The organism is Natronorubrum texcoconense (genome assembly GCF_900100335.1).
Classification (GTDB): domain Archaea; phylum Halobacteriota; class Halobacteria; order Halobacteriales; family Natrialbaceae; genus Natronorubrum; species Natronorubrum texcoconense.
The window spans coordinates 149,875-170,960 of the sequence record NZ_FNFE01000004.1; the positions used below are offsets into that span (position 1 = coordinate 149,875).

Genomic DNA, 21,086 nt, shown 5'->3' on the forward strand with positions numbered 1-21,086 from the left:
GTTGCTCTATCGGGAATATTTATATTTGATGGCGAACACGATCCGCGTATGGTCCTCCAATCAGTATTCGCCCGGTTTCGCACCGGGTTTCAGATTGCGAAGGCGTCGTTCGGCGTGCTCCGACGCGAGAAGTGGTTGCTCGTGTTTCCGCTGCTGTACGGACTCACTTGGACGGCGGGACTGGCCCTCCTCCTCGTCGGACTGTTCGTCGCCCTGATCGGCGTCGGATTCGGGTTGGGTACCGTAGACCAGGTCGCGTCGGTCTCGGACGGCACGGTCGACGGCGTCGCACAAGTGGCGATGCTCGCACTCTCCTTCCTCGTACTGTTCGTCGCGACGGCCGTCGCGACCTTCTTCAGCGCCGCGTTGGTCCACTCGGTCGGGAGCCTGTTTCACGGCGAGTCGACGAGCCTCCGGGCCGGGTTCGCCGGTGCCTGGGAATCTAGACGGACGATCCTCGCGTGGGGCGTCGTGGGTGCGGTCATCGGCCTCATTTTCCAGGCTCTCGAGAGTCAGGAAGGCTGGGGCGCCCAGATCGTCAGAGCGATCGCCGGCGCGGCGTGGTTCATGATGACGTTCTTCATCGTCCCCGTCATCGTCTTCCAGAACGGCGGCGTCCGGGAGTCGTTGCGCGACAGCGTCAGCCTGTTCCGCGAGACCTGGGGCGAAGCCGGCGGGGTCAGCCTCGGCGTCGGACTCGTGACGGTGACGCTCGGTGCGCTCGTCGTCGCTGTCGGAATCGGTGCGCCGCTGTTGCTGATCGCGAACCCGGGCTCGGTGCTCGTCTACACGGTCGTCCCGACCGTGCTGTTGCTCGGTGCGCTCGTCGTCGTCCACATCGCCGCGACGGCCATCGCGAAAACCGCGCTCTACCAGTACGCGACCGACGGCGAACTGCCGCCGGAGTTCGAGGGGATCGATCCCGACGCGATCGTGAAGCGAAAACGCAACTCGAGCGGACTGACCGGCGCGAGTTCGGGACAACAGCCCGGACAGATCTGAACGACGCCGCGTAATCCGGTTCCGTCGGCAGGTCGCTGACTCCGACGGAAGGGAAGATTCTTCCGACTGCCTGCCGGAGTGGTAGCCATGAGTCAATTTACGGTCACCGGTCGGTTCAAGAACCGCGACGGATTCGCGGAGTTCGAAACGACGATCGACGCCGAAAACGAGAACGTCGCACGGGAGCACGCGCTCTCCCAGCTCGGGAGCCAGCACCGACTCAAGCGGACCGAGATCGACCTCGAGGAGGTCGTCGAACAATGAGTCAGCAGCAACTTCAGCAGCTCTCCCAGGAGCTTCAGGAGATCGAACAGGAGATCGAAGCGCTCGAGGAGAGCGTTCAGGCGATCCAGCAGCAGAAGACCGAAGCCGACGAAGCGATCGAGGCCCTCGAGAGCCTCGAGACGGATTCGACGGTGCAGGTGCCGATCGGCGGCGGCGCGTACCTCCGTGCGAACATCCAGGACATCGACGAAGTGATCGTCGAACTGGGCGCGGACTACGCCGCCGAGTTCGAACAGGACGGCGCCGTCGACGCCCTCGAGAACAAACAGGAGAACCTCGACGACCGCATCGAGGAGGTCAACTCGGAGATCGCCGAACTCGAGTCCGAGAGCAGCGAACTCGAGCAGCAGGCCCAGCAGATCCAACAGCAGGCGATGCAACAGCAGATGCAGCAGATGCAGGGCCAGCAGGGCCAAGGCCCCGACGAATAACGTCGGGAGATCCGTACCATGTTCGACAACCTGAAGAAGAAACTCGGGAGCTTCCGCAAAGACGCCGAAGAGGCCGCCGAAGAGAACGTCGAGGAGGTCGACGAAGACGAACTCGAGGACGCGGAACTCGAGGCGACCGATACTGCTGAAGTCGAGAGCGCTGCGGCCGATACTGCTGAAGCTGAGAGCGCCGCGTCCGAACCCGCCGAAGCCGAGAGCACCGAATCGGCACTCGAGGAGGACGAACTCGGGGACGCTACCCCTTCGGAAGCCGAAACCGAGTCGTCCGAAGCCGAGGCTGACACCGACGGCACGACACCCGAGACGGAGACGGCGGAAGCCCCAGATACCACCGACGAGACGGTCGACGACGTCGCCGAACCGGAGCGCGAACTCGAGACAGAGACCGAACCGCCGACCGAGTCGGCGGGCGAGAGCGTCGAGTCGGACCCCGAATCAGCTCCCGAGACGAGCGACACCCAGGCGTCGTCCGAGACGGTCGAGTCGTGGGTGACGCAACCGGTTCCGGACGCCGACGAGTCGTCCGACGGCGATTTCGCGGACGACACCGAGCGGGATTCGGTGGCGATCGACGCGAGCGTCGCCACGGACGCGGACGACGACGCAGCCGCGGCCGACGACACCGACCCCGAGGACGGCTCCACCGGGTTCGGTAACAAGGCGCGCTCGCTTGTCAAGGGGAAGTTCGTCATCGAGGAGGAAGACCTCGAGGGCCCGTTACACGAACTCGAGATGGCGTTGCTCTCGAGCGACGTGGAGATGGGCGTCGCCGAGGAGATCCTCGACAACATCCGCGACGAACTGGTCGGCGAGACGCGGACGTTCACGACCTCGACCGGCGACGTCGTCGAGGAGGCGCTGAGCGACGCGATCTACGACGTGATCAGCGTCGGACAGTTCGACTTCGACGAGCGAATCGCGGTCGAGGACAAACCCGTGACGCTCGTCTTCACCGGCGTCAACGGCGTCGGAAAGACGACTTCGATCGCCAAACTTAGCCGATATTTCGAGGAGCGTGGCTACTCGACCGTGATGGCCAACGGCGACACCTACCGAGCCGGGGCCAACGAACAGATCCAGGAGCACGCCGACGCGCTCGACACGAAACTCATCAGCCACCAGCAGGGCGGCGACCCCGCCGCGGTGCTGTACGACGCCGTCGAGTACGCCGAGGCGAACAATATCGACATCGTGCTGGGCGATACGGCGGGTCGACTCCACACCGATGAAGGACTGATGGATCAACTCGAGAAGATCGGCCGCGTCGTCGATCCCGACATGACGCTGTTCGTCGACGAAGCCGTGGCCGGTCAGGACGCGGTCAACCGCGCCCGCGAGTTCAACGAGGCCGCCGAAATCGACGGCGCAATCTTGACGAAGGCGGACGCCGACTCCAACGGCGGAGCGGCGATCTCGATCGCGCAGGTCACCGGGAAACCGATTCTGTTCCTCGGCGTCGGGCAGGGGTACGACCACCTCGAACGGTTCGATCCCGACGAGATGATCGACCGACTGCTCGGCGACGAGGCGTAGCCGTCGTCGATCCGATCCGTTTTTCGGCGCAGTTCACTACGAGCGATCCCGGGCGAAGCCCGTTGGCGCTCCCGAACCCCACGTCCGAAACCCGGAGCACGTAATACGAAACATACATATAATGTATCGCTGACATCTATGTATGCGCACACCCCGGTCCCGGCGTGCCCTCCTCTCGGCGGTGCTGCCGTTCTCAATGGCGTTCGCCGGCTGCTTCGAGGAGCAACTCACGAGCGCAGACGACCCCGAGTCGGAGTTCATCTCCGAGGACGAGTACGACTGCGCCGATATCGACCGTCCTGAGCCCGAGGATCCAGTTCAGAGCCACGGTCTCGAGTCGATGGCGTATCCGTCGCCCTCGGATCCGTTGACCGACGCCGAAGCGTTCGCTCGCGAGTTCGAGGAAGCGTATCGGCACAACGGTTTTCTCGAAGAGTACGGGTCGGCGACGCGAGTGGTCAGCTTCTCGGTTCGGGACAGCGAACTGGAACGGATCGAGTCGAATCTGGAGTCGGAGTCCGAGATGGAGGCCGTACTGGTCTCGATCGTCTACGACCTCTCGACGGAGACCCAACGGGGGACGCCGACGAACGAGCGCGGCTCTCGCGTCTCCTACTACGTCGACGACCACGTCGCACTCCGTTCGCGGTATCAGCACGGAATTGCGAGCGAACCGGATCCGTTCGATCCCGACCCTCGAGACGCGGGTACTGCCGTCGTCTGCTTCGACTGATCGGACTCGTTTCGCGATCTCGCGTCGCGGTACCGATAGATGTGGCAATAATTGGCCGGGAGATCGACATGTTTTACGCACTGCGCTCACTTATCGGAGAGTATTGCTGGTATGAGTGACGACTCTTGCTGTGGGCGTTCGTGCCCGACCGGTTCCCGTCCTCACGACACTGAATCCCGTTTTGACTGGCTACACGTGTCGCTCGAATGTGGCAATAATTGCTGGTGAAAACGACCGTCGTCATGATTCGCCCCATTACAGGCTGGTATAGGGTTTGCGTGAGACTACCCGCCAAACGATGATCCGTCACTACAGCGTGATCTCGCTGCTGGCCGCTCTCTCCCGCCAGCGGTGGTACACATGAATCACGAAAACACGAGCGCTTTCGAACTCACACGAACTACCGAGACGGCTTTGCCGTCTCGCACTTCGCTTCACTTCGTTCGGCGAAACACGAGGTGGTTCGCGTGAATACGACGGAGCAGTACAAGCAGAACAAGCACCCGCTCGACGTGATCGACGACGTCTACGACTACGCCGACGACGAACTCTCGTTTGAGGAGATCGAAGAGCGCGCCGGCGGCGGCGAGTGGGAGCGCCTGAAGTGGGCCGGCATGTACGCCCAGAAACAGGAGGGCTACTTCATGATCCGGACCAAGGTGCCGGGCGGGAAACTCACGCCCGAACAGGCCGAGGTCATCGGCGAAGTGACCGACGACCTCGCCGTCGCACCCGAAGCGTACGGCGGTGCGGAGCAGAACGAACTCTGGGGCGACGCCTACCTCGACATTACGACCCGACAGGACATCCAGAAACACTGGATCCGCGTCGAGGACGTTCCGGAGATGTGGAACCGCTACGACGAGGTCGGCCTGACGACGGTCCAGGGCTGTGGTGATTCCGCCCGGAACGTGCTCGGCTGTCCGGCGGCCGGTATCAGCGACCACGAGTGTTTCAACGCCCAGCCGGTCATCGAAGCCGTCTCGGACTTCTTTACGAACAACCGCGAGTACGCCAACCTCCCGCGGAAGTTCAAGATGACCATCACGGGCTGTGCCCACGACTGCGCGCAGTCCCAGATCAACGATATCGGCCTCGTTCCTGCGAAGAAGGAGATCGAGGGCGAGCACTACTACGGCTTCCACGCTCGCGTCGGCGGCGGCCTCTCCGACGGTCCGCGGATGGGGTCGGAGCTCGACGTCTTCATCCCGCCGGAGGACGCCGTGGAGTTCTGTCGCGCCGTCGCCCAGACGTTCAAGGAGATCGGCGACCGTAACAACCGCGGCGTCTGCCGCATGCGCTATCTCGTCGAACAGTTGGGTCCCGCGAAGTTCGAGGAAGCCATCCGCAACCGAACGGCCATCGACTTCCCGACGGGCGGCGAGAACCTGACCGTCGGCTACCAGGGCGACCACGTCGGCGTCCACGACCAGAAGCAGGACGGCCTGCAGTACGTCGGTTTCAACGTCGTCGCCGGCCGGATGGGCGGCGACGAGTTCGCCGAGGCCGCCCGTGCAGCCGAGACGTACGGAACCGAGGACGCCTCCGTTCGCCTCGCGACCGACCAGAACTTCCTCATCACGCACATCCCTGAGGAGAACGTCGATGACCTCCTCGCGGAGCCGTTCGCCGAGGACTATCAGCCCGACCCCGGCGCGTTCTCCCGCGGCGCCGTCGGCTGTACGGGCAGCGAGTTCTGTAACTACGCGATCATCGAGACGAAAAAGCGGACCAAGCGCTGGGCCCGCGAACTCGACGAGCGCATCGATGTGCCCAACGATATCGAGGCTATTCGGATGCACATGTCCGGCTGTTCTGCCTCCTGTGCCCAGCCACAGATCGCGGACATCGGCTTCCGCGGCGAGACCGTCAAGATCGATGAAGACGGCGAGTCCGACATCGTCGAAGGGATGGACTTCGGTCTCGGCGGCTCGCTCGGCGCGGACAACGAGTTCTTAGATTGGATCGAGAACGCCGTCCCCGCCGATTCGGTGATTCCGGCGCTCGAGCAGCTGTTCGACGCCTACAACGACGACCGCCACGACGGCGAGCAGTTCTACGAGTGGTGTCGCCGTGTCGATAACGGGCAGCTCCGCACGATCATGCAAGGAGCTGAGGCCCCGGTTGCTGGGGGTGTTGCTCATGGGGACTAACGGCGAGGACGAACGTACGTTCCCGACCGTTCCCGAGTCGCAGACGGACGACGACGAGGCTGTGATGTTCCCCGAGACCGGCAGCGCTGCGCCGCGGTCTCGAGAGGGAACGGACCACGCTCGAGAAGGTACGGTCCAGACCGATGCGGACGACGCCAGCGGCGACAGCTGCTCGCCGAACACCTGCTCCTGCGGCGAGAAGACTGCGAACACATCGCCACAGACGGAGAATAAGCGCGTCGCCACGGACGGAGCCGGAGTCGCCAACGTCGACGAGATGGGCGAACTCGGCGACCTCGAGTTCACCGAACCCGCCGAGGGCGTCAGTCAGGACGTCGACAACGGCGCGCCGGACGTTCGCGTCGGCGTTCCGGAGGGTGCCGACCTCGAGACGCCGGAGTACTCGATCCGCGCAGAGATGAACGACATCGAGACGCCGGACGAGAAGACCTGGTTCATGGAACTGGACGAGGCCGTCATCGACGAGGGTCGCTGTATCCAGTGTGGGACCTGCGTTGCGGCCTGTCCCTCCGATTCGATCGGCGTCGGCGAGGACGACCTCCCTAAGCTGGTCAAGATGTGTACCGGTTGTTCGCTCTGTTGGGACTTCTGTCCCCGCGGCGGGATGCGCTACGAGCGCCAGTGGAAGATCACCGGCGGCGACGACAACGTCAAAGGTGCCGGCGATCCGATTACGGAGTTCTCCGCGAAGGTCGAGGACGACTGGACCGACGGCGCACAGGACGGCGGCGTCGTCACCGGCGTCCTCGCAACGCTGCTCGAGGAAGGCGAGATCGACGGCGCGCTCATCGCGACCGAGAGCGAGGAGGAGGCCTGGAAGGCCGAGAGTTTCCTCGCGACCACGGAAGAAGAGCTCATCGAGAACGCCGGCACGGTCTACAACCAGACGCTCGCGCTGGGCAACCTCGACCTGAAACAGTGGGAGCACAAGCTCCCCGACAAGGGTTGGGACGAGCTCTCGCTCGCCCTCGTGGGGACGCCGTGTGAGATCGAGGGCATCCGCGCCCTCCAGGACTTCGACTGGGACTATCAGGCCCAGAACGAGGGCATTCGGGCCGTCGACTACACCATCTCGCTGATGTGCACGAAGAACTTCAACTACTACAGCCTCATGGGCGAGCAGTTGGAGGAGAAACGCGACATCTCGCCCGACGAAATCGGGAAGATGGACGTCCTCAACGGCAAGATGATGGTTTACGACCACGACGGCAACATGATCGTCGAGGAAGACGTCGAGAACTTCCACGACGCCGCGCTCAAGGGCTGTGACGAGTGTGCCGACTTCACCGGTTTCTGTTCGGACATCACCGTCGGCTCCGTCGGCTCTTCCGACGAGTACTCGAGCGTCATCATCCGCACCGAGCAGGGGATGCAGGCGTGGGACCTCACCGAGCCGAAACTCGACTACCACGACTTAGAGGACAAGTCGGCGGTCGGCAAGCTCCAGGGCTGGGATAAAAAGAAGGCCTTCGAGAGCTTAGAGCGCCCGTTCGACCCCGACGCGCCGCGTTTTATCGACTACACCGACCACGCCGAGAACTACGGCACGGCGCTGAACCCGCACGACCAGGCTCACTGAGCCGGCTCGAGACCAACTGTTCGCTTCGATCGCGTTTTCGCTGTTTCGTCGGAAACGATACTGTAACAGTAGCCACGAGCGACGCAGTACTAGTAGCAACGAGCGACGCGTTTGATCAGCGGATCACGTCCGACACGACCCTCACAGCGCGATCGAGTACACCGTAATCTCGTCCGATTCGTCGACGGTCACCTCGACGGACTGGCCGTCCGGCTGGAGGATGTCGTTCACCGCGGCCTCCGGCCTGGGTGCGATTTCGGCCGGGAAGACGAGATCCACCGTCCCGTCGTCGGTATCGTGGCGTTCGGCGGTCGCCTGGACGACCTCGCCGTCGTCGAAGTGGATCGTGATCGCAACGTCCGGCCTGGGGGTGCCGTCGGCTGCGTCCGTCTCGGCTGCAAAGGAAACAGCCCGGACGCCGTCCGCCCGCTCGAACGCCTGGACGTTCTCGGTCGGCATCGATTCGTCGTGTTCGTCGGCGAGGTACGCCTCGAGTCGGCCGACGTACTCGGTCTCGAGCGCGTTCTCTGCGAGCGCGTCCGCCTCGTCGTCGGGAAGCGCCGTCAGCTGTTGTGACTGGTCGTCCATATCACACGCGACCACCACCGATGGGAAAAGAATGGGTGCCGTTACGGCCACGTTCGGGGTGGATCCGTTCCGTCGACCCTCCAATCCGAACCGAACTGTCGCCGGAGACGGGACGAGCCGATATCGATTAGTGTCCGATCACCGTACAGTCCGACATGTCCAGAGGAATCGGCGAGTTCGAACCGATACAGGAGGTCATTCCCGAGTGGGCGGCGATCCTGGTCGCCCTCCTCACCCAGTTGGGTGACGTCTGGTTTCTCGCGCTCGTCGTCGGTGGGGTTTACTGGTTCTACAGTACCAAACGGGAGGATGCGGCCGTCATCATCGGGCTGACGATAGCCGGCCTCTCGCTCATTACCGGATTGAAACACGTCTTTAGCTTGCCCCGTCCGGGCCAGCCGCTCGTTCCAATCGAGTCGCTGCCCGGCCTGCTCCAGCCGCTGTACGAAGCCACCGCGCTGGCCAGCGGCTACGGCTTTCCGAGCGGTCACGCGCTCATGACGACCATCGTCTACGTCAGTCTCGCGAAGCGGCTCTCGATCGGCACGTACCGCCAGCGGATCGTCGGAGCTGCAGCGATCGTCGGCCTCGTCGGCCTCTCGAGAATCGCTCTCGGCGTCCACTACCTCGTCGACATCGTTGCCGGCGTCGCCGTCGGGTTGACGTTTCTGTTCGTCGCGGAGCGCCTGCTGGCTCGCTACCCGACCGAACAGGGAACGGTCGCGTTCTCGCTCGCGGTCGTCTCGAGTACGTTCGCGCTCGCCGCGAGCAGCCTCGAGCCGGACGCCGTCCTCCTGCTCGGCGCTTCGCTCGGCACGTTCGGCGGCTGGCAACTCATCAGGCTCGGCCGGGACGTTTTCGCGGTCGATCGTCCCTCGCAAGCGGTCCGGCCGGTCGCGTTCAGAGTTGCACTCGCGGGCGCGGCCTTCGCGCCGCTCGTCGCCGCCCTCGAGTACTTCCAACTGCTGTCGCTGCCCGCAGCGGGGGGCGCACTCGGCCTCGCGCTGGCCGTGTTCGTCACGATTCCCGTGTTGACCCACTCGGAACGCGCCAGTAGGGTCTGGACGGCGCTGGTCTTCTGGCTCACGATGGCTTTGCTCGGATTCAGATACCTGCTTCGACCCTCGACTTGGCGACGGGGCTACGGCGGCGGCCGACGACTCGCCGCACGCCTCCGTCGATGGGTTCGGACTCGAACGTCCGGCGACCGTCAGTAGTTCCACTCGAGCGATCGGCGACCGAGTTCCGCGTCCTTATCAGCGATCGATAGAATACTCGGGTATGGAGTCCGACTCTCGTATCCGACTCGCACGCCCGGCGGACGCGGCGGCGGTCCGCGATATCTACGCCCCCTTCTGTGAGTCATCCGCGGTCACGTTCGAAGAGAGCCCGCCGACCGAATCCGAGATGGCCGACCGTATCGAGTCGACCCTCGAGACCTATCCCTGGCTCGTTTGCGAGATCGACGGTTCTATCGCCGGTTACGCCTACGCAGGTCGCCTCCGAAAGCGCCGCGCCTACCAGTGGACCGTCGAACTCTCGGTCTACGTCGCGGCCGACGCCCGCGGGGCCGGCGTCGGTCGAGCGCTCTACGAGTCGCTGTTCGCCGTCCTCGAGCGCCAGGGCGTCCGCGACGCCTACGCCGTCACGACGGTGCCGAACCCCGAAACGGAACGGTTTCACGAACGGCTCGGCTTCGAACGCTGCGTCGACTTCCCCGCGATGGGGTACACCGAGGGCGACTGGCAGGACGTCGCCTGGTGGCGGTACTCGATCGCCGAGAAGTCGGCCGACCCGGAGCCGATCGCGCCGCTGTCCGACCTCCGCGACGGTTCCGACTGGGAGTCGCTGGTCCGTGCCGGCGAGAGCTGTCTCGAGTCGCGCTGACCTGCGCTCGAGATGTCGTGGACCGAAGTCGCTTAGTGGCTCAGCACCCGCAGTTCGTCCATGGATCCCTCGAACTACGGCACCTACCTCGTCACCCAGCAGTCGATCTCCGAGGGTCGGTCGACGATCGACGTCGTCCGCGCGGCGATCGACGGCGGCGTCGATGTCGTCCAACTCCGCGAGAAAGAGACCGAGGCCCGGTTTCGGTACGATCTCGGTCTCGAACTTCGCGAACTGACCGCCGAGGCGGGCGTCGATCTGATCGTCAACGACCGCGTCGATATCGCGCAGGCGATCGACGCCGACGGCGTTCACGTCGGCCAGTCGGACCTCCCGGTCGCCGTCGCGCGCGACCTGCTCGGACCCGACGCGGTCGTCGGCTGTTCGACCTCGACGGTGGAAGAGGCGCTCGAGGCGGAAGCCGCGGGCGCGGACTACCTCGGTATCGGCGCCGTCTACGGCACGTCCTCGAAGGACGTCGCCGCCGAGGAGGACGGCGTCGGGCCCGAGCGCATCGCCGAAATCGTCGACGCAGTTTCTATTCCGGTCGTCGGGATCGGCGGCATTACGGCCGACAACGCCGGCCCGGTCGTCGAGTCGGGGGCGGTCGGCGTGGCCGTCATCTCCGAGATCACGGCGGCCGACGATCCGCAGGCTGCGGCCGCCGCGCTCGCGGAAACCGTCGAAACTGCGAAGGGGATGGCGAACGGATCGACACCCGATGAGTGAGTCACTACCCACTGATACCACCGGCGACGACCTCGCGAACTCCCTGCGGGCGATTGCCGACGGATCGCCGCTCGTCCAGCACCTGACCAACGAAGTGACGATGAACGACGTCGCCAACCTCACGCTCCACTGGGACGCGCTCCCGGTGATGGCCGACTCGCCGGGCGACGCCGGCGAGATGGCCAACGGCGCGTCCGCGATCCTGCTCAACACGGGGCAGGTTCCGGCGGGGAAAGTCGAGGCCATGCACGAGGCCGCCGACACGGCGGCCGAGCGCGACGTTCCCGTCGTTCTCGATCCCGTTGGCGTCGGCGCGACGCCGACTCGAGAGGCCGTCGCCGAGGAGTTACTCGAGGATGTCGACTTTTCGGTTATCAAGGGCAACTACGGCGAGATCAGCGCGCTCGCGGGCGTCGAAGCCGAGGTGAAAGGCGTCGAATCCGTGGGCGAGTACGAGGCAATCGAGGACACGGCCCAGTCGCTCGCCGAGTCGACCGGCGCGACGGTCGTCGCGAGCGGCGTCGAGGACGTCGTCGCGACCGCCGACGGAGCCGTTCGGCTCTCGGTCGGTCACGAGATGCTCGGCGAGGTCGTCGGCACCGGCTGTATGCTCGGCGCGACCGTCGCCTCGTTCCACGGCGCGCTCGAGGACGCCGAGACGGCCGCCGTCCACGGCACGCTCGCGTTCGGCATCGCGGGCGAACTCGCGGCCGAGATGCCCCACGAGGGACCGGCGAGCTACCGGACGAACTTCCACGACGCCGTGGCCGGCTTCTCCGCTGACGAAGCGGCGGGGATGGACCTCGCGGATCGGATCGAACGCGTCGCCTAACGCGATCGTACGCGGTTGCTGGTATTTCCGCCGACTCGGAAGGAGTGAAACGGTTTTATCGGCCGCCGATGAATCGTGACGTGTGACCCGACCTGAACTCGAGAACGCCGCTGCAACGCTCCAGGACGCCGCCGAGTCCGCGTCGGACGACGAGACCCGGGAACGGCTGGAAAATCAGTCGACCCAGTTCGAACGGTTAGCCGAGGCCGACCGCGGGCCGGACCACGGCAAACTCGCGCGTCACGAACACGTCCTCACCGAAATCGCGGACGACGAGGGCGGCGCGGTCGCCAACCTCGTCACGGAGGCGCTCGAGTCGATCAGCGCCTACCGGGAGACGGTCGACGGCGTGTAGCGCCGCCGATTTCGCTTCTTCACCCGGTCAGCAGATCGGCTTCGGATTCGCACCCATCGCCTCGAGGGTCTCGACGTACTCGCCGTAGGCGGCTTCGATCGCTCCGTTCGCGGCCTCCTGTGCGCGCTCGCGGTCCTCGTCGCTCTCGCAGACGTCCTCGAGCAGTTCCTCGGCGCGCTCGAGTTGTGCGTCCAGATCGTCGCCGAACTCGCGGAAGACGCCGGCGGTCTGGGGGTCGGCGTCGCCGACGAAGTAGCCGACGACCTGTTCTTTCGAGCGCTTGCTCGCGAGAATTCGGCCGAGGAAGCCGCCGACGCGTTCGACCGTCGACTCGAGACCGCGCAGGTACTCGTGGAGCGCGGGGATCTCGTCCGGTTCGTACGCGTCGTCCCCGAGGTGGTCGAGAACGGTCTCGTAGTGGTCCTGTTCTTCAGCAGCGGTGGCTTCGAACGCCTCGCGCGCGTCGTCGTGAGCCTCGCTGTCGGCCCACTCGAGGAACGTCTCCCAGGCGGCGTGCTCGGCGTCGGCGGTCGCGCGGAGGACGGGTTCGGTGTCGATGTCGCCGCCGGTGTCGGCGTACAGCGACTTCGACGAGCCGAGTCGGGAGAGCGCGGTCTGGTTGTCTTCGCGGACGGCGTCGAGGATGGCTTCGGAATCGGTCATACTGAGTCGTTCGACCGGCCTCGAGTTAGTAGTGTCGTGATCTGTAGTCGTCTGCCGAACCGACACCGGGTCGGCGTCGGCTGGGAGTAGCGGCCCCCTTCGGGCCGATAGGCACCGACTACTCACGAGATCTGAACACTAACGTAGCCATAACAATCATCCAAAAGCGACTGTCTTCAATCGTAATGAAACGACGAACGTATCTCGCAACCGCGACTGCTGCGGCGGCTACCGTCGCCGGCTGTTCCGCCCTGACCGGGTCGGAAACCAGCGACGACGAAAACGGCGATGACGACGACGGCAACGGGTCGTCGGACCCGGTCAACGAGGAGCCCGGCTCGTTCGACGAGTTCGAGGATCTCTCGAAGTGGACGGTCGAAGAGGGATCGCTCTCCGCGGACGAAGACCGCGTCTACGCGGGGACCCAGTCCGCTCGGATGGATGCCGACGGCTCGACCGAACGGATCATGATCAAACGGGAGTTCGACACTCCGCGCGACCTCTCCGACGAGTTCCCCGCGCTGGCGTTCGCGAGCGATCACGACGTCAGCCCGACCGTCCAACTCACGGATACCGACGGCGATCGACTGCTGCTCCAGTGCGCCGTGCGCGAAGACGGCCCGTTCGTCCACCACGATCTGGGCGTCCTCGACACCGACGGCGATCCCGACCTGGGCTCGATCGAACACACCAAGATCTCCGTCTGGGCCGGCGACCGCGAGCTGTCCCTCTGGTGTGACGACTACCACTTCGTCGGGCGACCCGAGACCGGGAAAGTCATGCTGCAGTTCCCCGAGAGTACTCCCGACGTCGCCGACGGGGCCGGGCCGCTCCTCGCGGAGTACGACGTCCCCGGAACGGCCTTCGTGAGCACCGACTACGTCGGTTCCTCGGGCTACCTCTCCCACTCCGACCTCGAGTCCCTCCAGGACGACGGCTGGATCGTCGCCAGCGGCGGTGCCACGGGAACCGACCTCACCCAGCACGGCGAGAGCCGGCAGGAAGAGGAGTTCAGCCGCGCTGCCGAGTGGCTCGCCGACAACGGCTTCGACGACGCGTACTACTCCTACGGGCTCAACCGCTACGACGAGTCGTCGCTCGAACTCGCGAAAGAGTACTCGGACATCGCGTTCGTCGGCGGCTACGCGGGCCACGGCAACCTCAGCAACCCGCACCTCGCCCCCCGTGCGACCAACCCTGACCCCGCTGACGCTGCGCAACTCATCGAGTGGACCGCCGACTACCGGCTGATCACGACGCTCTCTTACCGGAACGTCGGCGAGTCGCTCGACGAACTCGAGGCCGTCCTCTCGGCGCTCGACGATCACGACGTCGATGTCGTTACTCCCGACGACATCGCCGCCGACAACCTCCACTGATCACGCCGTTCGCTCATCGCTTGCCGTGGACCGTTTTTTGGTGCTGATCTCGGCCCCGAGCGTGCTGCTCAGCCGTCACGGTCGCGCACGTCGTAACGAACCCTGACCGATCCACACTCCTCATATATCGCTGTGACGTACGGGTATCGAATGCTGTCCCGTTCGCACTTCATCTCGGTACTGGGTGTCCTCTTTATCGTGATCGCGGTAGGACAGTCGTTTTTCGAAATTTCTCGGGGCAACCCGCTTTCGGAAACGGGTATCGACTTCGTTCTCATCAGTCTTCCGGGAATTCTGTTACTGTACGTCGGGCGGTGGCTGTCGACCATCGACGTCGATCGAGCGCTGTATCTCCGCATCGCCGGGTGGTGTCTCGGCGGTATCGGTGTGATGCTCGTCTTCCTCTTTCTACGGGCCATTCACCCAGGAGTTGCTACCTCCTTTACGTTCGGTGAGCGAGCGATCGCGATCGCACTCGGCTCCGTCGCGGGCCTGACGATCGGTATTCACGACGCACGGGCGATCATCAGAGAACACGAAGCGAAACGGCGAAACGATCAGTTGGAACGGGCGCGAGCGGAACTCGACCGACGCAACGACGAACTACGGGCGGTCCGCGACGAACTCGAGGAGAAGGTCGACGAGGTAGAACGGTCGAACGAACGATTGGACCACTTCGCGTCGATCGCGTCCCACGACCTGCGAGAACCGCTTCGGATGATCTCGAGCTATCTGGATCTCCTCGAAGACAGACACGCTGACGACCTTGATTCGGACGGCGAGGAGTTTCTCGAGTACGCCATCGACGGTGCCGAACGCATGACGGCAATGATCGACGGACTGCTCGCGTACTCGCGAATCGAGACGCAGGGGGATCCGTTCGAACCGGTCGATCTGAACGCCGTCCTCGCGGACGTTCGCGACGATTTGCAGCTCAGAATCGACGAATACGACGCCGAGATCACGACCGAATCGCTCCCTCGCGTTCGCGGCGACGCGACTCAACTTCGACAGCTGTTTCAGAACCTGCTCTCGAACGCACTCGAGTACAGCGGCGATGACCCGCCTCGGGTAAACGTGACCGCTGTAGAGCGGGACTCCGAATGGATAATCTCGGTCCGGGACGAGGGCGTCGGTATCGGTCCCGACGATCAGGAACGCATCTTCGAGCTCTTCCAGCGTCTCCACACGGTCGACGAATCCGCCGGCTCGGGAATCGGACTGGCGTTTTGCCGCCGAATCGTCGATCGTCACGGCGGGACGATTCGGGTCGACTCCGAACCCGGCGAGGGCTCGACGTTTTCGGTCACGTTCCTGAAGGTATAGCGGCGTCTCGAATCGGTTCTCGAGAGTTCGTTCGCTCCGCGGCTCGAGGTCCTCAAAAATCGCAAGTTTTCGAGATCACGAGTCGGCTTACCGTCTCGTACGACTCCGCACACATCGTTCACTCGACTTCGACCTGCTTCGCGTCGCTCAGTCGGCCTCGCCCTACTCTCGGGTCACTGCTCACGGCTGACGCCGTTCGCTTTTCGAGACCCTCACTTCGCTCGGGTCTCGCATTCGTTCCCCGCTCGCTTTCTCGAGGCGAACTCCTTCACTTCGTGTCTCGCGGTTTCACCGCTCGCCGTTCGGAGATTCTCGCTGCGCTCGAATCTCCCGTCAGTCGTCCGCCTCGCCTGTTCCGCGGTTCGCCTACCGGCTCACCGCTTCACTTCGAGGCCTCGTTTCACTCGGCCTCGTCCTGCTCCACGGGTCGGCTACGCCTCCCCGTTCCGCTACGAGGGCTCCTTCGCGTCGCTCAGTCGCCCTCGCCTTTCTCAATAGGCGCGTTCACCAAATTCCCCCACTCGGTCCAGGAGCCGTCGTAGTTGACGGTGTCCTCGTAGCCGAGCAGTTCGTGGAGCGCGAACCACGCGACCGACGACCGCTCGCCGATGCGGCAGTAGGCGACGGTCGTCTCGTCGCCGTCGATGTCCTCGTCGGCGTAGAGCTCCTCGAGTTCGTCGTACTCTTTGAACGTGCCGTCGTCGTTCGTGACGGCCGCCCACGAGATGTTCTTCGCGCCGGGGATGTGACCGCCGCGCTGGGCGGTCTCCTGGAGGCCTGGCGGGGCGAGAATCTCGCCAGTGAACTCCTCCGGGGAGCGAACGTCGACGAGCGGAACGCCGCGGTCGATCGCGTTTTCGACGTCCTCGCGGTAGGCGCGGATGCTCTCGCGCGGGCCGGCGGCGTCGTACTCGACGGCCGAGAAGTCGGGCTCCTCGTCCGTCGTCGGATAGTCGTTCTCGAGCCAGTACTCGCGGCCGCCGTCGAGCAGGTAGACCTCGTCGTGACCGTAGTACTTGAACTGCCAGTAGGTGTAGGCGGCGAACCAGTTCGAGTTGTCGCCGTAGAGGACCACGGTGGAGTCCTCGCTGATGCCGTGAGAGCCAAGCAACTCTTCGAAGTCGTCCTTGGTGAGGACGTCTCGAGTCGTCTGATCCTGCAGTTCGGTCTCCCAGTTGAACCCGATCGCGCCGGGTGCGTGGGCCTCTTCGTAGGCTTCCGTGTCGACGTCGACCTCCACGAGGCGAAGATCGTCGTCGTCGCTCTGGAAGTCGTCGAGTCGCTCCTCGACCCAATCAGCCGTGACGAGCACGTCGTTGGCGTAGTCTGTTGCCATACCCGAACCAACGGCTGGGACGGTCTTAGTGGCTCTCGAAGCGGATAATTCGGACGACGGTCGACTGTGACGGTGACTGTTGCCGCTATCTCGAACGCCCGGAAACGCGCGGATTCGGCGCTCGAGCCCACTGCCAATGGCTTATAACACGGGCCGACATACGACGGGGTTCAGCGACTCGACAACTCAGCAGTCTGAGGAGATATTTGCCGAGACCTCGGTACCCAGGGGAGTGGTGCCGGGACCGGTGTGTTCTCGGGGCTAACCCGACAACATCCGCTCAATGGACGAATCCGTCGTCGTCACCCCGGACTGGCTCGCAGCGCACCTCGAGGACCCGAAGCTACGCGTCGTCGACGTTCGCGACCCGTGGGAGTACGACGGCATCGGTCACGTTCCCGGCGCCGTTAGCATTCCCTTCGACAGCTACCGCGACGAGAGCGACGTCGATCGCGGGACGCTGCCGGGTGCTGCGGCCTTTGCGGACCTGCTCTCCGAATCGGGTATTGCTCCCGACGACACGATCGTCGCCTACGACGACACCCACGGCGTCTTCGCCGCGCGATTCGTGCTGACCGCCCTCGAGTACGGCCACGACGACGTGCGCCTGCTCGACGGCGACTACAGCGCGTGGAACCGCGACCACGAAACGACGAGCGAGGTGTCGGAACTCGAGGCGACGACCTACGATCCCGACCCGCTCGCACGCGAAGAGAGTCCACTCGTCGGCTTCGAGGCCGTCGAGGATGCTCTCGAGCGCGACGCGGTCTTCGTCGATACGCGCGAAGAACACGAGTTCGAGGACGCCCGACTGCCGAGTGCGGTTCGCTTCGATTGGCGCGAGGTCGTCGACGACGAGACGCGGCGGCTGAAACCCGAGGGCGAACTCGAGGCGCTGCTGGCCGAGTACGGAATAACGCCGGATCGCGAGATCGTCCTCTACTGTAACACGGCGCGGCGAATCAGCCACACCTACGTCGTCCTGCGGGCGCTGGGATACGAGGACGTCGCGTTCTACGAGGGGAGTTTGACGGAGTGGCTGGCCAACGACGGCGAAGTCGAGAGCGGCGAGGTCGAGTGAGTGACGACGGAACCAGAAGGATCAACTGAATCTCTCGAGGAGACTCTGTCAATGCCTCACGATACCTTCCCGAGAATCGGTCTCGGAACGTATTCCGCGGACGACCGCGAGCAGTGGACCGAAAACGTTCGGACGGCACTCGACGTCGGGTATCGACACATTGACACAGCTCAGGTGTACGAAAACGAGCGTTTCGTCGGCGACGGAATACGCGGTGCCACCGTCGACCGCGACGACGTGTTCCTCTCGACGAAGACCGTCCACCACGACGTTCCGTCCGACCCGGACGCCGTTCCCGACGCCATCGACGGCTGTCTCGAGCGACTCGGCGTCGAGGCCGTCGACCTCCTGTACGTTCATTGGCCGTCGGGAATCTACGACCACGACGCGATTTTGCCGGCGTACGACGACGCCTACGATTCGGGCAACGCTCGTCGCATCGGCCTCTCGAACTTCACACCAGAACTGCTCGACGAAGCCCGGGAGACCCTCGAAGCACCCCTGTTTGCCCATCAGGTCGAGATGCACCCGCTGCTCCCACAGGAGGACCTGGTCGCGTACGCACAGAAACACGACCACTGGCTCGTCGCCTACTCGCCGCTGGCACAAGGCGAGGTGTTCGACGTACCCGAAATTCGACAGGTCGCAACGAAACACGATGCGACGCCGGCACAGGTGTCGCTCGCGTGGCTGCTCAGCCACGACAACGTCGCCGCGATTCCGAAAGCCAGCAGTCGGGAGCACATGGTACAGAACCTCGCAGCACGGGAACTCGACCTGGATGCGGAGGATATCGAGACGATCAACTCGATCGACCGTCGACACCGTGTGATCGATCCCGAACACGGCCCCTGGAACTGGTAATTCGACGGCCGTCACGTCGCGATCTTCGTCTCGTCCACTCCGTGCCGACGTGAACCGCCGATCTCACCGGCTCCCGTCGCGGTCGCTGACATCCCGCCAATCCGGCGCCGTGGAGTACGTACTCGAGGACAACTCGTCGAACGCGGCGTACACCGCTTCCGAGAGTGCCGGATGCACGTGGACCGGATCGGCGACGTCGTCGACGGTTCCCGACCCGCTCTCCATCGCGACGACGACCTCCTGAATCAGCGTCGAGGCCTGCGGGCCGACGATATGGCAGCCCAGGATCTCGCCGTCGGGCCGCGCGAGCACCTTTACGAACCCGTCGCCGGCCTCGAGGATCATCCCCAGCGGCGCGGCGTCGAACGGAACCGTCGCGGACTCGTACTCGGTGCCCGCCTCCTCGAGTTCCCCTTCCGTCCGTCCCACGCTCGCGACCTGCGGGTTGGTGAAGATGGCGTGGGGCATCGAACCGTAGTCGACCTCGCGCCCGGCGTCGTCGAGTACGTTTGCCGTGACGATTCGCGTCTCGTAGTCCGCCGCGTGTTTGAACGGCTGCTCGCCGACGATATCGCCCAGGGCCCAGACGTCGTTGCAAGTCGTCTCGAGCGTATCGCCGACCACGACGTGTTCCTGATCGTTGGTTTCGACGCCCGTGGCCTCGAGGTTCAGCGTATCCGTATTCGGCCGTCGACCGGTCGCGAGCAGGAGGGCGTCGGCCTCCAGTTCGACGGCCGCGTCGCCGCCGTCGTTGCTGTCGTCTCCGTCGCTCGCCGCGGCGGTGACGACGACCCGGTCGCCGTCCTGACTCACCTCGGCGGCCTCGAAGCCGGCGTAGACGTCGCAGTAGCGCTCGAGGGAGTCCGTCACGACCTCGCTCACGGCGTCGTCCTCGCGCGGGACGAGCGTTTCGCTGCGCCCGATCATCGTCACGTCGGTTCCCAGGGCGCCGAAGAAGTAGCCCAGTTCCGCGCCGATGTAGCCGCCGCCGACGATCACGAGCGAGTCGGGTTGGTCGTCCAGAAAGAGCGCGTCGTCGCTCGTGAGGAAGTCGGCGTCCTCGAGGCCGTCGATCGGCGGGATCATCGGCCGACCCCCGACCGCGAGGACGACGGTTTCGCCCCGAATCTCGACGCTGTCGGCGTCGCGCTCGCTCGGATTGACCTCGAGCGTGCGCTCGTCGACGAACCGGCCCTCGCCGCGATAGAGCGTGGGGTTCTCGCTCTCCTCGAGGCTCGACTCCTGGTTCTCAGCCTTCTCGTAGACCGTGTCGTGAATCGACGACGTGATCTCGCCGTAGTCGACGTCCTCGATTTCGGCCGCGATACCGAACTCCGGCGCGCGTCGGATCTCCTCGACGACGTCGGCGCGGTGAATTAACGCCTTCGAGGGGATACAGCCGCGCGTGATGCAGGCCCCGCCAAGCGGGCCGCGTTCGACGATGGCGGCCTCGAGCCCTTCTTCTGCTGCGGCAGTCGCGACTTGGCTGCCGGATCCGCCGCCGACCACGACGATGTCGTACTCGTCCATAGGGCGTCTTCACCACGAACGGTGCCGTAAAACCGGCGCGTGCTCTGGCCGGTTGCACCGGTGATCGAAGCGCTAAGGGCCGACGATGAGTATTTATGAATTGAATCGGACATAACATCAACATGTTTATTCCTATACGGAGAGGGTGTATCCTATGCGAACGAATCGCCGAACACTCTTAACGGCGTATGGCGGTAGTTTGGCTGCGCTTTCTGGCTGTGCCCGCTTGACTGACAGTTCGGAATTTCGCGTAGAAGTCGAATTCAACAACACCAGCGACCGTGAGCGAACCTTCCATTTTGCATTCGAATCGTCTGATGGGGTAGAGGACTGGATTACACATACGTTGGATGGAGGTGAGGTTGAAACCCTCAGTCGGGAGTTAGCAAGCGACCACGAGTGGGGATTTCACGGTGTTAGCGATGACGAAGTACTCTCCGGCGAACTTAGAGGCGTTGAGTCCGGAGTTTGTATCCAACTACGCTTTGTTCCAGAACTGAACGGCAGTGATACTGCACAAATACACCAGGGTTCAGATGATTCCTGTTAGCTTCTAGTCAGGTCATTCGTTGCTCCCAATAATAGCATCGGCCAACTGACTCCTGAACCCCCTTCGCCGCCGGCATCATTATCAATTTCAAGTGGAAAAATTGGAATAGAATATGTTGTACACGGTGCAGTGCCGATGAATGTGACCTGTGTGTTCTCGCGTTCGTTTTGCGGCATCTTTTCGACGTGTTTCGGCCACGCACCCACGG

Annotated in this window: 21 protein-coding genes; 17 read left to right on the top strand and 4 right to left on the bottom strand. The window is 64.1% G+C overall.

The genetic code is table 11. From position 1 onward, the window contains the following. Window positions 1-48 precede the first annotated feature (48 nt). The 7 genes from BLT08_RS13485 to BLT08_RS13515 all read left to right on the top strand — a co-directional run bounded on the left by BLT08_RS13485 (window position 49) and on the right by BLT08_RS13515 (window position 7,758). Entirely contained in the window at window positions 49-1,002 is a 954-nt protein-coding gene (locus BLT08_RS13485; RefSeq protein ID WP_090308230.1) for a DUF6159 family protein, read from the top strand. 87 nt (window positions 1,003-1,089) lie between these two features. Next, window positions 1,090-1,266, top strand: a complete 177-nt coding sequence (gene rpl18a / locus BLT08_RS13490) for a 50S ribosomal protein L18Ae (protein WP_090308233.1) — start codon at window positions 1,090-1,092, stop codon at window positions 1,264-1,266. Then, entirely contained in the window at window positions 1,263-1,718 is a 456-nt protein-coding gene (pfdA, locus tag BLT08_RS13495; RefSeq protein ID WP_090308237.1) for a prefoldin subunit alpha, read from the top strand. The genes rpl18a and pfdA overlap by 4 nt, the downstream gene beginning before the upstream one ends. Window positions 1,719-1,736: 18 nt before the next feature. Continuing rightward, the gene (gene ftsY, locus BLT08_RS13500) at window positions 1,737-3,272 is read left to right on the top strand and encodes a signal recognition particle-docking protein FtsY (RefSeq protein WP_090308240.1); all 1,536 of its coding nucleotides are present in this window, start codon (window positions 1,737-1,739) and stop codon (window positions 3,270-3,272) included. Between the two features lie 142 nt (window positions 3,273-3,414). Next, window positions 3,415-4,005: a hypothetical protein gene (locus tag BLT08_RS13505; protein WP_090308243.1), complete on the top strand. Its 591-nt coding sequence runs from the start codon at window positions 3,415-3,417 to the stop codon at window positions 4,003-4,005. 467 nt (window positions 4,006-4,472) lie between these two features. Then, window positions 4,473-6,158, top strand: a complete 1,686-nt coding sequence (locus BLT08_RS13510; RefSeq protein ID WP_175529315.1) for a nitrite/sulfite reductase — start codon at window positions 4,473-4,475, stop codon at window positions 6,156-6,158. Continuing rightward, window positions 6,148-7,758: a Coenzyme F420 hydrogenase/dehydrogenase, beta subunit C-terminal domain gene (locus BLT08_RS13515; protein ID WP_090308248.1), complete on the top strand. Its 1,611-nt coding sequence runs from the start codon at window positions 6,148-6,150 to the stop codon at window positions 7,756-7,758. Before BLT08_RS13510 ends, BLT08_RS13515 begins: the two co-directional genes overlap by 11 nt. Window positions 7,759-7,899: 141 nt before the next feature. Here the strand turns inward: BLT08_RS13515 and BLT08_RS13520 are convergent, their stop codons facing one another. After that, entirely contained in the window at window positions 7,900-8,346 is a 447-nt protein-coding gene (locus tag BLT08_RS13520; RefSeq protein WP_090308252.1) for a hypothetical protein, read from the bottom strand. A gap of 155 nt (window positions 8,347-8,501) precedes the next feature. Between BLT08_RS13520 and BLT08_RS13525 the strand changes: the two genes are divergently transcribed. From BLT08_RS13525 to BLT08_RS13545, 5 genes are all read left to right on the top strand, one after another. Further along, entirely contained in the window at window positions 8,502-9,563 is a 1,062-nt protein-coding gene (locus BLT08_RS13525) for a phosphatase PAP2 family protein (RefSeq protein ID WP_090308255.1), read from the top strand. Window positions 9,564-9,627: 64 nt separating this feature from the next. Next, the gene (locus BLT08_RS13530; RefSeq protein ID WP_090308258.1) at window positions 9,628-10,233 is read left to right on the top strand and encodes a GNAT family N-acetyltransferase; all 606 of its coding nucleotides are present in this window, start codon (window positions 9,628-9,630) and stop codon (window positions 10,231-10,233) included. Between the two features lie 60 nt (window positions 10,234-10,293). Further along, window positions 10,294-10,962, top strand: coding sequence for a thiamine phosphate synthase (gene thiE, locus BLT08_RS13535; RefSeq protein ID WP_090308260.1), 669 nt, complete (start codon window positions 10,294-10,296; stop codon window positions 10,960-10,962). Beyond that, window positions 10,955-11,794 (top strand): hydroxyethylthiazole kinase, encoded by an 840-nt coding sequence (gene thiM, locus BLT08_RS13540; RefSeq protein WP_090308263.1) that lies wholly within the window; start codon window positions 10,955-10,957, stop codon window positions 11,792-11,794. The genes thiE and thiM overlap by 8 nt, the downstream gene beginning before the upstream one ends. 82 nt (window positions 11,795-11,876) lie before the next feature. Beyond that, window positions 11,877-12,149, top strand: coding sequence for a DUF7553 family protein (locus BLT08_RS13545; RefSeq protein WP_090308266.1), 273 nt, complete (start codon window positions 11,877-11,879; stop codon window positions 12,147-12,149). 27 nt (window positions 12,150-12,176) lie between these two features. Here the strand turns inward: BLT08_RS13545 and BLT08_RS13550 are convergent, their stop codons facing one another. After that, entirely contained in the window at window positions 12,177-12,812 is a 636-nt protein-coding gene (locus tag BLT08_RS13550; RefSeq protein WP_090308269.1) for a rubrerythrin family protein, read from the bottom strand. A 185-nt stretch (window positions 12,813-12,997) separates the two neighbouring features. On the opposite strand from BLT08_RS13550, the gene BLT08_RS13555 reads away from it, so the two are divergent. Both BLT08_RS13555 and BLT08_RS13560 read left to right on the top strand, forming a co-directional pair. After that, on the top strand, window positions 12,998-14,191 hold the full coding sequence (locus tag BLT08_RS13555) for a polysaccharide deacetylase family protein (protein WP_090308272.1): 1,194 nt from the start codon (window positions 12,998-13,000) through the stop codon (window positions 14,189-14,191). Between the two features lie 150 nt (window positions 14,192-14,341). Further along, window positions 14,342-15,517 (top strand): sensor histidine kinase, encoded by a 1,176-nt coding sequence (locus BLT08_RS13560; protein WP_090309160.1) that lies wholly within the window; start codon window positions 14,342-14,344, stop codon window positions 15,515-15,517. Between the two features lie 472 nt (window positions 15,518-15,989). Here the strand turns inward: BLT08_RS13560 and BLT08_RS13565 are convergent, their stop codons facing one another. After that, window positions 15,990-16,853: a sulfurtransferase gene (locus BLT08_RS13565; RefSeq protein WP_090308275.1), complete on the bottom strand. Its 864-nt coding sequence runs from the start codon at window positions 16,851-16,853 to the stop codon at window positions 15,990-15,992. A gap of 283 nt (window positions 16,854-17,136) precedes the next feature. Between BLT08_RS13565 and BLT08_RS13570 the strand changes: the two genes are divergently transcribed. Together BLT08_RS13570 and BLT08_RS13575 are read left to right on the top strand one after the other, a co-directional pair. Next, entirely contained in the window at window positions 17,137-17,934 is a 798-nt protein-coding gene (locus BLT08_RS13570; protein ID WP_090308278.1) for a sulfurtransferase, read from the top strand. A 51-nt stretch (window positions 17,935-17,985) separates the two neighbouring features. Continuing rightward, the gene (locus BLT08_RS13575; RefSeq protein WP_090308283.1) at window positions 17,986-18,798 is read left to right on the top strand and encodes an aldo/keto reductase; all 813 of its coding nucleotides are present in this window, start codon (window positions 17,986-17,988) and stop codon (window positions 18,796-18,798) included. Between the two features lie 63 nt (window positions 18,799-18,861). Here BLT08_RS13575 and BLT08_RS13580 read toward each other — a convergent pair whose 3' ends face one another. After that, window positions 18,862-20,328: a dihydrolipoyl dehydrogenase gene (locus tag BLT08_RS13580; RefSeq protein ID WP_090308286.1), complete on the bottom strand. Its 1,467-nt coding sequence runs from the start codon at window positions 20,326-20,328 to the stop codon at window positions 18,862-18,864. Window positions 20,329-20,482: 154 nt separating this feature from the next. Here BLT08_RS13580 and BLT08_RS22595 point away from each other — a divergent pair, with 154 nt between their 5' ends. Further along, entirely contained in the window at window positions 20,483-20,878 is a 396-nt protein-coding gene (locus BLT08_RS22595) for a hypothetical protein (RefSeq protein WP_139171308.1), read from the top strand. Window positions 20,879-21,086 lie beyond the last annotated feature (208 nt).